Source organism: Mesorhizobium sp. B2-8-1 (genome assembly GCF_006440955.1).
Taxonomy (GTDB): domain Bacteria; phylum Pseudomonadota; class Alphaproteobacteria; order Rhizobiales; family Rhizobiaceae; genus Mesorhizobium.
On the sequence record NZ_VFTX01000005.1, the window covers coordinates 292,869 to 305,420 of the forward strand.

The following is a 12,552-nucleotide window of genomic DNA, read 5'->3' on the forward strand; positions in this document are numbered from 1 at the left end:
ACGCTGCCGAGGCGCCGAGGCCCGGCATCGGCTTCGTCGAGAAGTACCTGACAGTGTGGGTGGCGCTATGCATCGTTGCGGGTGTCGCGCTCGGACATCTGCTGCCGGGAGCCTTTGGCGCCATCGCGGCGGCCGAAATCGCCAGGGTCAACATTCCTGTCGCCGTGCTGATCTGGCTGATGATCGTGCCGATGCTGTTGCGGGTCGATTTCGCCTCGCTCGCCAAGGTGGGCACTTACTGGCGCGGCATAGCCGTGACACTGTTCATCAACTGGGCCGTGAAACCGTTCTCGATGGCGCTTCTGGGTTGGCTCTTTGTCGGCTGGCTGTTTCGGCCCTGGCTGCCCGCAGCACAGGTCGATTCCTACATTGCCGGGCTGATCATTCTCGCCGCCGCGCCATGCACGGCAATGGTGTTCGTGTGGTCGAATCTGACGCGCGGCGAGCCGAATTTCACGCTGTCGCAAGTCGCGCTCAACGATGCGATCATGATCGTCGCCTTCGCGCCCATCGTCGGCCTGCTGCTCGGTCTTTCGGCAATCACCGTGCCGTGGGGCACGCTGGTGCTGTCGGTGGCGCTCTACATCGTCCTGCCGGTGATCGTCGCGCAGCTGGTTCGCGCCCGGCTGCTGGCGGCGAAGGGGCAGGGCGGGCTCGATGCGCTGCTCGCCGCGCTGCAGCCCTTGTCGCTGGTAGCCCTGCTGGCGACGCTGGTGATGCTGTTCGGCTTCCAGGGCGAGCAGATTATCGCCCAGCCGCTGGTGATCGCGCTGCTTGCGGTGCCGATCCTGATCCAGGTCTATTTCAATTCCGGCGTCGCCTATCTGCTCAACCGCACCTCCGGCGAGCGGCACTGCGTGGCCGGGCCATCGGCGCTGATCGGCGCGTCGAACTTCTTCGAACTGGCGGTGGCGGCGGCGATCGCCCTGTTCGGGCTGAATTCGGGCGCGGCGCTGGCGACCGTGGTCGGCGTGCTTATCGAGGTGCCCGTGATGCTGTCGGTGGTGTGGATCGTCAACCGCAGCAGGGGCTGGTACGAGCAGGGCGCCGCCGTCAAGAAGACCATGTCAACGGAGACGGCCGCGAAATGACGATCACCATCTACCACAACCCTGATTGCGGCACCTCCCGGAACACGCTGGCCATGATCCGGCAGTCCGGCGAAGAGCCGCAAGTGATCGAGTATCTGAAGAACCCGCCATCGCGCGAAAAGCTCATCGAACTGATCGCTGCGATGCGGAAGAAACCCCGCGATCTACTGCGCGAGAAGGGCACCCCTTACGCCGAACTCGATCTCGGCAATCCCAAGTGGACCGACGACGAGATCCTGGATTTCATGCTGGCGCATCCGATCCTGATCAATCGGCCGATCGTGGTGACGCGTCTCGGCGTCGTCCTCGCGCGGCCTTCGGAAGCGGTTCTCGACATCCTGCCCAACCCCAATATCGGGCCGTTAGTAAAGGAGGATGGCGAGGTCGTCGTCGACACCAAGGGCAAGCGCATTGCCTGATCGGGACCCGACGGCAGACGACTCTTTGCCGAGCTTGGACGAAGAGCAATTCCGGCCAATCGACCTGCAAGCACTGCTCGACGCGCCGGGTTCGATACACAGGCCACGCGTGCTGATGCTTTACGGCTCGCTGCGCGAACGCTCCTATTCCCGGCTCGCCACCGAGGAGGCCGCGCGAATCCTTCGCCGGCTGGGCGCCGAAGTGCGCATCTTCAATCCTTCGGGCCTGCCGCTGCCGGATTCGACGTCGGCCGATCACCCCAAGGTCAGGGAATTGCGGGACCTGTCGATCTGGTCCGAGGCCCAGGTCTGGTGCTCTCCGGAACGGCACGGCTCAATGACGGGAGTGATGAAGGCGCAGATCGACTGGCTGCCGCTGTCGATGGGCGGCGTACGCCCGACGCAGGGCAGGACGCTCGCCATCATGCAGGTCTCAGGCGGCTCACAGAGCTTCAACGCCGTCAACCAGCTTCGCATCCTTGGCCGCTGGATGCGGATGTTCACCATCCCGAACCAGTCCTCAGTGGCGAAGGCCTTCGCCGAGTTCGACGAGGCAGGCCGCATGAAGCCGTCGTCGTACTACAACCGGATCGTCGACGTGATGGAGGAGCTGATGAAGTTCACGCTGCTCCTGCGTGACCGTTCCAGCTACCTGACAGACCGATATTCCGAGCGGGTCGAAAGCGCGGAAGAGGTAGCCAAGCGGGTGAACCAGCGGTCGATCTGAGGCGCGTCCTGCCGCAGACAGGACGGCGGGCGGCACGCGGTAGGCAGACTATCGGCGCAACCGGAGGCATTCATCGCCTGTCGCTTTGTCTCTGGAGGCAACCGATGGCAATTGAACCGCCCTATAGATTCGGCGACCGCGCGAGGCCGCAATGATGAGACCGCGTCACGTGGCGATGGCGACCCTGCCTCCTGCGCTGTGGGCGATCGCCTACACGATCGCCAAGCCCGCCATGCAGACCTTCCCTCCCATGTTCCTGATGGCAATCGTTTATGCGGTCACGGCACTCGCGCTGTTCCGGCCATCGGGCAGGCGGCAGACGCCGCTGTGGGCGCCGGTCGCCGCGGCAACGCTCGGCGGAAGCATGCAGAGCGCGCTCATATTCAGCGGCATTGCCCTCGTGCCTGCGACGATCGCGGTCCTGACAGTCCAGTCCCAGGTTCCCTTCGCCGTCCTGGCAGCCTGGGCGATCGGCCAGGAGCGCATGAACGGCCGTCGGCTAAGCGGAATCGCGCTCTCGCTCGCGGGCGTGGCGCTTGTTGTCGGCATGCCGGAGTCGGTCGGCCAATCCAGGGGCCTGCTTCTCATCGTTCCGGGCACGCTCTGCTGGGGTTTCGCGCAAGGGATCATACGGGCGGCGTCGAAGGATTCGGGCGGCCAGCTCATGGGGCTGATGTCCGCCATCGCGGCCCCTCAATTGCTGGTGACGTCGTTCGCGCTCGAAACCGGGCAGCGCCAGGCCCTGTTCAGCGCAAGCCTCTTCGACTGGATGGCCATCGCCGTGCTGGCTCTCGGCGGCTTCGTGGCAGCCTACAGCATCTGGTACGGCCTGCTTCGCCGATATCGCATCGACCAGGTCGCGCCGTTCGCGCTGCTGATGCCGATTATCGGCGTAATCATAGCCTTCCTCTTCCTGAACGAACGTCCTTCGCCCTCGGTGCTGGCCGGAGGAGCGGTGATCCTAATTGGACGCGGCCTTGTCGTGCGCGCGCCAACGAAATCCGAACTGCAGGCCGCGTAGAGAGCGGCAGCATCTTATTTCCACATTGTTCGAAATTAGCTTGACGGCACGAGCTGCCGGGTCTAATTTTATTTCCATGAAACTCGAAAAAGCAGCCTCTCAGCTCGAGGCGCTCGGCAACCCGACCCGGCTTCAGCTTTATCGCGTCCTGGTCCGGGCAGGCGATGGCGGCCTTCCGGTCGGCAGTATCCAGGAGAAGCTCGACATCCCGTCATCGACGCTCTCGCATCACCTCAAGCGGTTGGTCGACACAGGTCTTGTCACGCAGGAACGCCAAGCGACGACGCTGATCTGCCGCGCCAACTATCCCGGGATGAATGCGTTGATTGGCTATTTGGCTGACGAGTGCTGTGCCGACGCGAAATGTGCGCCGGCGGCCAGCAAAGCCATGGCTTGACCTTTTTTTACCTAGGTAATTCGAAGATACTGGAAGGATCGAAAAATGGACACAAGCGCAAATCTCCCGGTGGCAGTCATCGGTGCAGGCCCCGTCGGCTTAGCCGCAGCAGCTCAACTGATCAGCCGTGGTCTCAAGGTGAAGGTTTACGAGGCCGGCTCGCATGCCGGTTCGAACCTTTTGGACTGGGGGCACGTGCGGGTCTTCACGCCTTGGCGTTATTGCGTTGACGCTGTTGCCCGGCAGTTGCTCGAGGCCCATGGGTGGAAAATGCCTGAGCTTGAGGCATTCCCCGCCGCCGATGAGATCGTCTCCGAATACATCGACCCGCTCGCGCAACTTCCGGAACTGGCTCCGTCCATCGAGACCAATGCACGCGTCGTCGCTGTGTCCCGATGGGGTGCCGACAAGGTTGTCAGCAAAGGGCGTGCACAGCGGCCCTTCATGCTGATGGTCGAAACCGCCGGCGGCCGGCGCCGGGATGCGGCCAGCGCTGTCATTGATGCATCAGGCACATGGCAAACACCGAACCCGCTTGGCGCTGGCGGGATATCCGCTGAAGGCGAGAGCGAGTTCGGCGACCGGATCGCCTACGGCATACCTGATGTCCTCGGCCGGGACCGCCATCTCTATGCAGGGCGTACGACTCTCGTGGCGGGGGCTGGTCATTCCGCCGCCAACGCGTTGCTGGAATTAGCCAAACTATCAGAAAGCGCCCCAGGCACTTCAGCAATCTGGACGACGCGCAGCACTGACCTGGTCCGGATCTACGGTGGCGGCGATGCCGATGCGTTGCCGGCACGCGGCGAACTCGGCTCCGAAGTCAGAGATCTTGCCGAAAGCGGTCGCGTCCAACTTGTCACCGGCTTTGCCACGACAGCAATCCGTGAGGTTGACGGCCGCCTGCTTGTGGAGGGGCAAACAGAAGATGGTCTTCAAACCATCGGGCCCGTCGACAGGATTATCGCTGCCACCGGCCAGCGCCCCGACCTTGCCTTGACCCGCGAGCTACGGCTCGAGCTCGATCCATGGCTTGAAAGCGTGAAGGCCCTTGGTCCTCTCATCGATCCCAATGAGCACTCTTGTGGGGACGTCCCGCCACATGGCCACCGTGAACTCAGCCACCCGGAACCGGGGTTCTATACCGTCGGAATCAAGAGCTATGGCCGCGCTCCGACATTCCTGTTGTTGACGGGCTACGAACAGGCCCGCTCGGTCGCTGCGGCGATCGCCGGTGACATCACCGCTGCCGATGCCGTGCAACTGGTTCTGCCGGAGACGGGAGTTTGCACGGTCCCGGCATCCTTTTTCGGCTCATCAGCCGAAGGCTGCTGCGGTGGCCCGGCACCTGCGGCGGTTGATGCCTGCTGTGTAGCGGATGCCCAAGCCAAGGAGAGTGGGAAGTCTGGCTGCGGCTGCAGCGCCGCAGCATGACCTCGTTACCACCGACGGCTGCCCCCGTGCGCAGCCGGCGCACGATCATCACGACGCTTGGCGTGACACAGATCATGGCGTGGGGATCATCGTATTATCTCCCCGCAGTCATTGCGCCTGCAGTCGCTACAGACACGGGCTGGCCCTTGGCGTGGGTAGTCGGAGGACTGTCTCTCGGATTGCTCACGGCGGGAGTCATCTCGCCGCATGTCGGTTCTTCGATCGAAAGACACGGCGGCCGAAACGTCCTGGCATTCAGCGCGGGATGCATCGGCCTTGGCCAGATCGGACTTGCGATCGCGCCCAGTTTGGCCGCTTACATCGGGGCCTGGCTGGTGATCGGCCTCGGAATGGGGGCAGGGCTTTACGACGCCGCTTTTGGGACGCTTGGCCGACTCTACGGTCATGGGGCGCGGTCCGCCATCACCACGCTCACCCTGTTCGGTGGCTTCGCGAGCACGATCTGCTGGCCGATCTCGGCGTTTCTGCTGGGCGAGATCGGATGGCGCGGCACCTGTTTGGTCTACGCCGCAGTTCAGCTTTCCTTTGCCTTACCTCTTTACCTTGTGATCGTGCCTCGCAGCGTGCATCAACAGGTCGCCACAACGGGATCGACCGGCGGAGTCACGCCTGCCCCGCAAACCGACTCCAATCTTTCGATTATGATCGTGCTGGCCGCGACCCTCACGCTGGCGGCTGTGATCTCTTCAACTCTGTCTGTGCATTTGCTGACGATCCTGCAGAAGAACGGCATAACACTCGCTGCGGCAGTGGGACTGGGGGCGCTTGTCGGCCCTTCCCAGGTTGCTGCGCGGACGATCGAGATGGTGATCGCGCGCTTCCATCACCCGATCTGGACTAAGTTTGCATCGGTCACCTTCGTCGCAATCGGGGTCTCGGCCCTCTGGCTCGGCATGCCTATCGTCCCGTTGGCACTGGCGTTCTACGGAGCGGGCATCGGTCTCGAATCCATCGCGCGTGGCACACTGCCGCTGGCGATGTTCGGCTCTAATGGCTACGCCAAGCTGATGGGACGCCTTGCCATGCCAAGCCTGATTGCCCAGGCGGCTGCGCCGTCCGTTGGTGCATTGCTTCTGGAGCGCTTTGGCGCGCACGGCGCACTGGCGACGCTGTCCGGCCTGGCGCTGATCAACGTCGCCTTGGCATGCGGCTTGGGATGGCTGCTCGTCAGTCGACGGGGATTTCAGGTCCAGACTAACTAGGTTCCCGTTATCGGAGTCTTCCAGAGGCAAGGGCGAATAGCTCGCCTCGGGAAATGGGGCGTGATCGCACAGAGGTTAGCCCTCCATTTTTGCACGACCTTCTGACCGTCCACGAAACTCGGGTGTAACTGTCTGGATGCCTACTGACGACGGCAAGATGCCAGCAAGCGCCTTCATTGGCGCTGCAAAAGAGGTGGACATCCCGTTGAGCGGGATCCATTCAGTTAAGCGCCGATCCGCTTTCAACGTGCCCTCGATAGCGTTACCATAAAGAGCCCGCCCAGGTCCGGAGCCTCCCATGTGCAACGATTACGAGCAGCATGTAGTCTGGGCTGAATATTGCCGGATGATGGCGTCGCTGGCGCTCAAAATCCCCAGCCACCAGACCGAACTCGATTTGCCACAGGCGGACGACGTCCGCATCAACGATCCAGCGCCGATAATGCGGGCCGCTGATGACACAATCGAACTGGCTTCGATGACGTTCGGGTTTCCGCCGACCGGACCAAAGGGCGGCCCAGTGTTCAACTTCCGCTCCGAAGGTCGGCAGTTCGGAAACAGCAAACGCTGCCTCGTTCCTGCGTCCGCGTTCTTCGAGTTCACAGGCACCAAGTATCCGAAGGCGAAACATCGCTTCACGCTCAACGGCTCTCCGTTCATGGCCATCGCGGGGCTTTGGCGTGAGGCTGTCGGCAACAAGCCGCCCACATTCACCATGCTGACGACCGATCCCGGGCCGGATGTCGCGCCATATCACAATCGTCAGGTCGTGGTCCTTCAGCCGGAGAATTGGGCGGCCTGGATCAGTCTGACAAAGCCTGAGGCTGAGCTTTTGCGGCCGCTTCCGGCAGGCTCACTCTCGGTCGAAACAGTTCGCCCCGAAAGCTCGTGACTCAGCTGCGCAGAATCTCTGGTACGCTGAGCGGACCGAGATCGAGAACCCGCCGGTATTCGCCCGCGCGACGCCAGACGCCTCGCACGTTTCCATTCTCCCGATCCCGCCTCGGATCAAACCTCAGCCCCTCAAAGTGATCCAGAAAGGCCTCTGCAGATGCGGCGTCCCTGAAGCAATGCAGCCGATAGGTTTCATATTTGCCGTTCGGCCATACCGCCTGCACATGGCGCGTCTGGTGTTTAAGCCCTCGTTCCTGGCAGAACTTCGCGATCATCGTGAAATTCCGATCCGTGCAGAGGTCGTCCAGCAGCGCAACCTGGTGTGGCCAGTCGCGGTCGATGACCGATGGTGTTGGTAAGCCCCGACTGCGTTTGACCACTATTCGAAATGCATGGACTGGCCGCGCATCATGGCCAGCGTCAGCGCGATTGCAGGATTTGCCGGCGGCTTTTCCATATACAAGGAGCCGTCGAAATCACGCCATGCCGCCATGCGCAATTCATCATCGTCATCGCTGGCCGCCGGGTCGAAAACGTGGGCGTCACATGGATCCCGGTCAATCTCGATTGTCCAGTCCTTGAGCGCCTTGCGAGCCATCTCTTCAACCTGGGCAAGGTCGCTGGTGAAGAAGGGGATTCGGTCTCCCTCTTCCGATAGAGGCTCAACGCGATCCAGCGTTGGCCGGTCGGGAACCCAACCGAGAACGAAGGCAATATCGAAATCGATCTGGCGGTCTGGGCCGGTCGTGATCTCCAGCCGCTTGACGACGTCAGGATAGAGCTGCTTCCGCTCTGGCCAGGTGTCTGGAATGGCCTCAGCTTGCAGCTTCGTGCGGGGAACATTGACCAGTTCCATGACCTGGTGGTGCGGGACTTTTTCCTCCGGCCAGCCCGCACAACAAGCCGCTGCCGCAGCCTTGTCTGCTTCCATCCAGACTGAAGCAGCCTGGTCCTCGTCCTCGGTAGGCTTGTCGTCTTCTGGGAAACCTTTGATATCCCACCCTTCCAACGCAAACAGCCCTTCCGCTCCTTGCAAAGCTGTGATGCCGGCGCGCGCAAACACGGCTTCGGCTGCGGCGATGCCTCTTGCGAGCTCTTGGGGTGTTGCGTCCTCGATGTTCAAGCGAAGTTCCATCGTTCGCCTCCTATGACCTAATCCAGCCATGTGAACAAAGTGAGAACAAAGAGTCAAGCGTGCCCTTGACGGGAGAGGAATATGTTCCTTATTTCAGCGTGATCTGGAGCAGCAAGGGACCATGGCTCGGCGTCAATCGCGCTGGCCGGCGAAGCTATGGCAAAGACAGCGGAAGACAATTTTCGGATCGAGGTCTGGGATCGCGAGGAGCAGGCTTTGGCGGAGACCATTTCGCGTTCCCCCGATTCAACGGTGAGTCAGGCGGCCTGGCAAGCTGCCATCCGGCGCCGGCCGGGCATGTTGCTGATCCACTACAACAGCCGGCATGTGATGGAGAAAATCCTGACACCAGGCGAGGTGAAGATCCCGCCACAGGCCATCATCGACGGCAGCGTTCACGCCGGCCTCGATGTGGCGCTCGGAGATCTGCGCGAATGGCATGTGTTGCGGGCCTGGTGCAGATCCTGTTCGCACCATGCAACGGTAAAGCCTGCCGGGCTCATCCAACGCTACGGAAAAGACGCTCTGTTCAGCTCGGTCGAACGCGCGCTTTTCTGCACGAGTTGTGACAGGGGCGGGCCTGTCCGGCTTGAAATTCACAAGCTGCCACGCAATTGAGGAGAGCCGAAGGGAGCACAACCTGATTGATTCATCAGGCAATGCCACTGTACCGGCCAATCCTAGCGTCGCCGATGCGCGCGAACGATGCCGGTCGCATCCATATCCTGAACGCAAACCATACGGACCGCCGCGGACGGGGACAGTCGGTCCCGCGTCCCGTCCTGCGGCCGGCGCTATGCTGACGCTCCTACGGCTGTCCCGTTCACCGCCCGCGGCGGGGGCGAATTTCCTCCGTCCAGCGCGCGACAATGCCGCTGTTGCGGACGCGCGCAGGACTGCGGCTTATACGCCGTTCTTCCTTAGAGCGCCGACGGTCGCCGGCGCGTAGATGCTTGGGGATGGAACCGAACCGCGGGGCAGGGTATTGAATCGGACTATGTAACCGAGTTCCGCATGTCGCCTGTAGATGGCACCCTAAGCATCAGCAAAAGGCGCGCACGGCGCAGAGACTCAGAATCTATCCCTGCATATCCGCTGCCGGGGTTTCGGTCGTTCCAGCTCTGCACATTGACAGACCAAATACCGGTGGGCGGGGATTGGCTTTTCGAGATGAAGTTCGACGGCTATCGTGCCCAAGTCGCCATCTCCGGCTCGGACGTCGTCGTCTATACTCGCAATGGCCACGACTGGACCCGACAGTTCAAGGTCATCCTGCCGCCGCTTCAGAGACTGACAAAGGGCGCGGTGCTGATCGACGGTGAGATCGTCGCCATCGACAGCCAGGGCCGCACGAACTTCTCCATGCTGAAAACCGGCATTGCCGCGGGTCTGCCGCTCAAATTCTACGCCTTCGACCTGCTTGAATTGGATGGCCAAGATCTGTCGAACCAGCCGCTCCTCGCGCGCAAGGAGCGGCTGGAGTCCCTGCTGGGCACTCGCCTGCCAGACGACTGCCTGCAATTCTCCAGCCACATCGTCGACCAGGGCAAAAGGGTGTTCGACGCCATGTGCGAGGGCGGCCACGAAGGTATCATCGCCAAACGCGCCGACAGCTCCTACGTCGGCGATCGCACCAGGAGTTGGCTCAAGATCAAGTGCACGAAGCGACAGGAATTCGTTGTCGGCGGCTATCGCCGGAGTGACACAGGACATGGCATGGCCTCGCTTATCCTCGGCACTTACGACAATGGCAAACTCATCTATCGCGGCCGTGTCGGCACGGGGTTCACCGCGGCGATGCGCAAGGACATCCTGGCGAAGCTCGAGAAGCGCCGTATTGAGAAACCGGCTTTCGCTTCTGTTCCGAGGGACATTGCCCGCCGTGCTCGGTGGGTGAGGCCCGAGCTTGTCGCCGAAGTCACCTATGCCGAAGTGACACCGGACGGCAGCTTGCGACATCCAAGCTTTGAGGGCATGCGCGAAGACAAGGCAGCCGACCAGGTCGTGATGGAAATGCCGAAGACGCCGGCAACTCTTGGCCTCGCCAATCTCGATCCGGGAATCGGCAAGGAGATCGCTGCTGCTGTCGGCGTCAAGCTGACGCATCCCGACAAGGTGATGTATCCCGGAACGAACGTGACCAAGGCCACGCTTGCGGCCTACTACGCCACGGTCGCTGAGAAGATGCTGCCGCACATCCAGGATCGGCCGCTGTCGCTGGTGCGCGACACCGACGGCGACCTTCAGCAGACCTTTTTTCAGAAGCACAAACTGCCAGGCATGCCCAAGGCCATTCATGACGGCCAGTTGGCGAAGATGTCCGGTAAGGAAAGCCGCATCCTTTGGGTTGGCGATCTGGCGGGGCTGATCGCAGGCGTCCAGATGAACGTACTCGAATTCCACATTTGGGGGAGCCTGCGCCAGCAGCCGAATCTGCCGCACCGCATGATCTTCGACATCGATCCGGACGAGGGCCTTGGCTTCACGGCCGTCAAGCAGGCAGCCCTCGACATTCGGGGCATTTTGGAAGCGCTTGGACTGCAGTCTTGGCCGTTGCTGTCCGGCGGCAAGGGCGTTCATGTGGTCGTGCCGCTCGTCCCGGAGGCAGACTGGGACGAGGTCAAGAGCTTCTGCCAAAACTTCGCCGAACTACTGGCCCGCACAGATCCGTCACGCTTCGTCGCCAACATGAGCAAGGCGAAGCGCAAGGGCCGGATGTTTCTCGATTACCTGCGCAACGGCCAAGGCTCCACTGCAATCTGTCCCTGGTCGACTCGGGCACGCGCGGGGGCGTCATGCGCGGTGCCGGTCAGCTGGGAGGAGTTGCCCACCTGCGAAAACGCCAACGGTTTCGATGTTTTCGCGGCCGCCGCGCGGGCTCAGCTACCCGAAGCCTGGGTGGGTTATTTCGACGTCGAACAAACGCTTACCGACCGCATCCGCCACGCAGTCCGGTAGCAAGATGGTCAGCGACATTTGCCTTTTTGGCGCCCGACGCCTTTGCCCAAAATCGAGAGCGTCCTCCCTTCTGAGAGGACCCCGCAACGCCGTCTAGAGTGAGAGTACGGACCGGTTTGCCGTGACGGGTTGAGAGCTGGAGGAGGGCCTCCGGCGCCCGTCGCGGAGAACCGCGATGTCCAGACACTACGCTCGCGCCGGCGCCGACCGGGCAAGCCTCTATGACGAAATCACCAACAAGATCATCGCCGAGCTGGGGGCTGGGCGCTTTCCCTGGGTGCAGCCCTGGGGCACGACGGCGACGAAAGCTTCTCTGGCTATGCCGGCCAACGCCGCGACCGGGCGCGCCTATTCCGGGATCAATGTGCTGATCCTGTGGGGTGCGGTCGTCGAGCATGGGTTTCCCGTCCAGAGCTGGCTGACTTTCCGCCAGGCGCTATCGCTGGGCGGCCATGTCCGCAAGGGCGAACACGGCACCACCGTCGTCTATGCTGACCGCTTCATCCCTGACGATGAGAAGAATCGCGCGCGGGAAACCGGCGAGGCAGCACAGGCCATTCCGTTCCTGAAGCGCTTCATCGTGTTCAACGTGGCGCAATGTAAAAATCTGCCTGACGATCTGGCCGTGGCTCCGCCTGCACCAGAGCCTGGACTGATCGAGCCGGCCGTCGACGCGCTGATTAAGGCGACCGGGATCGATTTCAGCATCGGTGGCGATCGCGCCTATTATGCTCCGGCGCATGACTATGTTCGGGTGCCGCCGCCGCAGGCCTATTTCGAGACCATCGACTGGCACCGCACCGCCCTGCACGAGCTCGGGCATGCTACCGGCCATGCCTCCCGCGTCGGCCGTGACCTCAGCGGCGCCTTGGGCACCAAGAAATATGCTTTCGAGGAACTGGTCGCCGAGATGAACGCAGCCTTTTGCTGCGCCTCGCTTGGCATCGTGCCGACCGTGCGCCACGCCGACTACCTGGCCTCCTGGCTTCAGGTTCTTCGCGAAGACAACCGCGCCATCGTGCGTGCCGCCTCCCAGGCCAGCAGGGCGGCCGACTGGCTGCTCTCCTTCCTGCCGCAACCTGACGGGGCATCCAGGACGGGCCCAGGCGAGGTCGATGAGACCGATATCGACAGGAGGGCGGCGTGATCCTCCTCACATGCCTCGGATCTTCCGTGTGCGGCGCGGTCCGTAGAGTGAGAGGGCTGCGCCGGTCTTTGTGACGGGTTTGGAGGTCGAGAGAGTCTCGGCCGCC

The 12,552-nt window shown here is 62.3% G+C and carries 13 protein-coding genes; 11 read left to right on the forward strand and 2 right to left on the reverse strand.

Annotated elements, in window-relative coordinates:
- The first annotated feature begins 26 nt into the window (after positions 1 to 26).
- The 8 genes from arsB to FJ428_RS15980 all read left to right on the forward strand — a co-directional run bounded on the left by arsB (position 27) and on the right by FJ428_RS15980 (position 7,204).
- Positions 27 to 1,091 carry an ACR3 family arsenite efflux transporter gene (gene arsB, locus FJ428_RS15945; RefSeq protein ID WP_181167327.1) on the forward strand — a complete coding sequence of 355 codons (1,065 nt, stop codon included), beginning with the start codon at positions 27 to 29 and terminating at the stop codon, positions 1,089 to 1,091.
- Positions 1,088 to 1,510, forward strand: coding sequence for an arsenate reductase (glutaredoxin) (gene arsC, locus FJ428_RS15950; RefSeq protein ID WP_140879730.1), 423 nt, complete (start codon positions 1,088 to 1,090; stop codon positions 1,508 to 1,510). The genes arsB and arsC overlap by 4 nt, the downstream gene beginning before the upstream one ends.
- A 34-nt stretch (positions 1,511 to 1,544) precedes the next feature.
- Positions 1,545 to 2,237, forward strand: coding sequence for an arsenical resistance protein ArsH (arsH, locus tag FJ428_RS15955; protein WP_224518967.1), 693 nt, complete (start codon positions 1,545 to 1,547; stop codon positions 2,235 to 2,237).
- A gap of 154 nt (positions 2,238 to 2,391) precedes the next feature.
- Positions 2,392 to 3,258, forward strand: coding sequence for a DMT family transporter (locus tag FJ428_RS15960; protein ID WP_210242249.1), 867 nt, complete (start codon positions 2,392 to 2,394; stop codon positions 3,256 to 3,258).
- Positions 3,259 to 3,334: 76 nt separating this feature from the next.
- Entirely contained in the window at positions 3,335 to 3,655 is a 321-nt protein-coding gene (locus FJ428_RS15965) for a metalloregulator ArsR/SmtB family transcription factor (protein ID WP_140879827.1), read from the forward strand.
- Positions 3,656 to 3,700: 45 nt separating this feature from the next.
- Positions 3,701 to 5,089, forward strand: a complete 1,389-nt coding sequence (locus tag FJ428_RS15970) for an FAD-dependent oxidoreductase (RefSeq protein ID WP_140879733.1) — start codon at positions 3,701 to 3,703, stop codon at positions 5,087 to 5,089.
- Positions 5,086 to 6,312, forward strand: a complete 1,227-nt coding sequence (locus FJ428_RS15975) for an MFS transporter (RefSeq protein WP_140879734.1) — start codon at positions 5,086 to 5,088, stop codon at positions 6,310 to 6,312. The genes FJ428_RS15970 and FJ428_RS15975 overlap by 4 nt, the downstream gene beginning before the upstream one ends.
- Before the next feature lie 298 nt (positions 6,313 to 6,610).
- Entirely contained in the window at positions 6,611 to 7,204 is a 594-nt protein-coding gene (locus tag FJ428_RS15980) for an SOS response-associated peptidase (protein WP_140879735.1), read from the forward strand.
- Position 7,205: 1 nt separating this feature from the next.
- On the opposite strand, the gene FJ428_RS15985 is transcribed toward FJ428_RS15980, so the two are convergent.
- Together FJ428_RS15985 and FJ428_RS15990 are read right to left on the reverse strand one after the other, a co-directional pair.
- The gene (locus FJ428_RS15985) at positions 7,206 to 7,481 is read right to left on the reverse strand and encodes a hypothetical protein (RefSeq protein WP_031258156.1); all 276 of its coding nucleotides are present in this window, start codon (positions 7,479 to 7,481) and stop codon (positions 7,206 to 7,208) included.
- Positions 7,482 to 7,585: 104 nt separating this feature from the next.
- Positions 7,586 to 8,341: a hypothetical protein gene (locus FJ428_RS15990; RefSeq protein ID WP_140879736.1), complete on the reverse strand. Its 756-nt coding sequence runs from the start codon at positions 8,339 to 8,341 to the stop codon at positions 7,586 to 7,588.
- 216 nt (positions 8,342 to 8,557) lie between these two features.
- On the opposite strand from FJ428_RS15990, the gene FJ428_RS15995 reads away from it, so the two are divergent.
- From FJ428_RS15995 to FJ428_RS16005, 3 genes are all read left to right on the forward strand, one after another.
- Positions 8,558 to 8,959, forward strand: a complete 402-nt coding sequence (locus tag FJ428_RS15995) for a hypothetical protein (RefSeq protein WP_224518968.1) — start codon at positions 8,558 to 8,560, stop codon at positions 8,957 to 8,959.
- A gap of 396 nt (positions 8,960 to 9,355) precedes the next feature.
- Positions 9,356 to 11,299 carry a DNA ligase D gene (ligD, locus tag FJ428_RS16000; protein ID WP_140879738.1) on the forward strand — a complete coding sequence of 648 codons (1,944 nt, stop codon included), beginning with the start codon at positions 9,356 to 9,358 and terminating at the stop codon, positions 11,297 to 11,299.
- 175 nt (positions 11,300 to 11,474) lie between these two features.
- Positions 11,475 to 12,446, forward strand: a complete 972-nt coding sequence (locus FJ428_RS16005; protein WP_140879739.1) for a zincin-like metallopeptidase domain-containing protein — start codon at positions 11,475 to 11,477, stop codon at positions 12,444 to 12,446.
- Positions 12,447 to 12,552: the final 106 nt, after the last annotated feature.

Excerpts from the sequence above, each read along its gene's own strand:
- FJ428_RS15990 (WP_140879736.1), bottom strand. The coding sequence starts at position 8,341 with ATGGAACTTCGCTTGAACATCGAGGACGCAACACCCCAAGAGCTCGCA.
- FJ428_RS15980 (WP_140879735.1), top strand. The coding sequence starts at position 6,611 with ATGTGCAACGATTACGAGCAGCATGTAGTCTGGGCTGAATATTGCCGG.
- FJ428_RS15985 (WP_031258156.1), bottom strand. The coding sequence starts at position 7,481 with ATGATCGCGAAGTTCTGCCAGGAACGAGGGCTTAAACACCAGACGCGC.
- FJ428_RS15970 (WP_140879733.1), top strand. The coding sequence starts at position 3,701 with ATGGACACAAGCGCAAATCTCCCGGTGGCAGTCATCGGTGCAGGCCCC.
- ligD (WP_140879738.1), top strand. The coding sequence starts at position 9,356 with ATGTCGCCTGTAGATGGCACCCTAAGCATCAGCAAAAGGCGCGCACGG.
- FJ428_RS15960 (WP_210242249.1), top strand. The coding sequence starts at position 2,392 with ATGAGACCGCGTCACGTGGCGATGGCGACCCTGCCTCCTGCGCTGTGG.
- FJ428_RS16005 (WP_140879739.1), top strand. The coding sequence starts at position 11,475 with ATGTCCAGACACTACGCTCGCGCCGGCGCCGACCGGGCAAGCCTCTAT.
- arsC (WP_140879730.1), top strand. The coding sequence starts at position 1,088 with ATGACGATCACCATCTACCACAACCCTGATTGCGGCACCTCCCGGAAC.
- FJ428_RS15965 (WP_140879827.1), top strand. The coding sequence starts at position 3,335 with ATGAAACTCGAAAAAGCAGCCTCTCAGCTCGAGGCGCTCGGCAACCCG.
- FJ428_RS15975 (WP_140879734.1), top strand. The coding sequence starts at position 5,086 with ATGACCTCGTTACCACCGACGGCTGCCCCCGTGCGCAGCCGGCGCACG.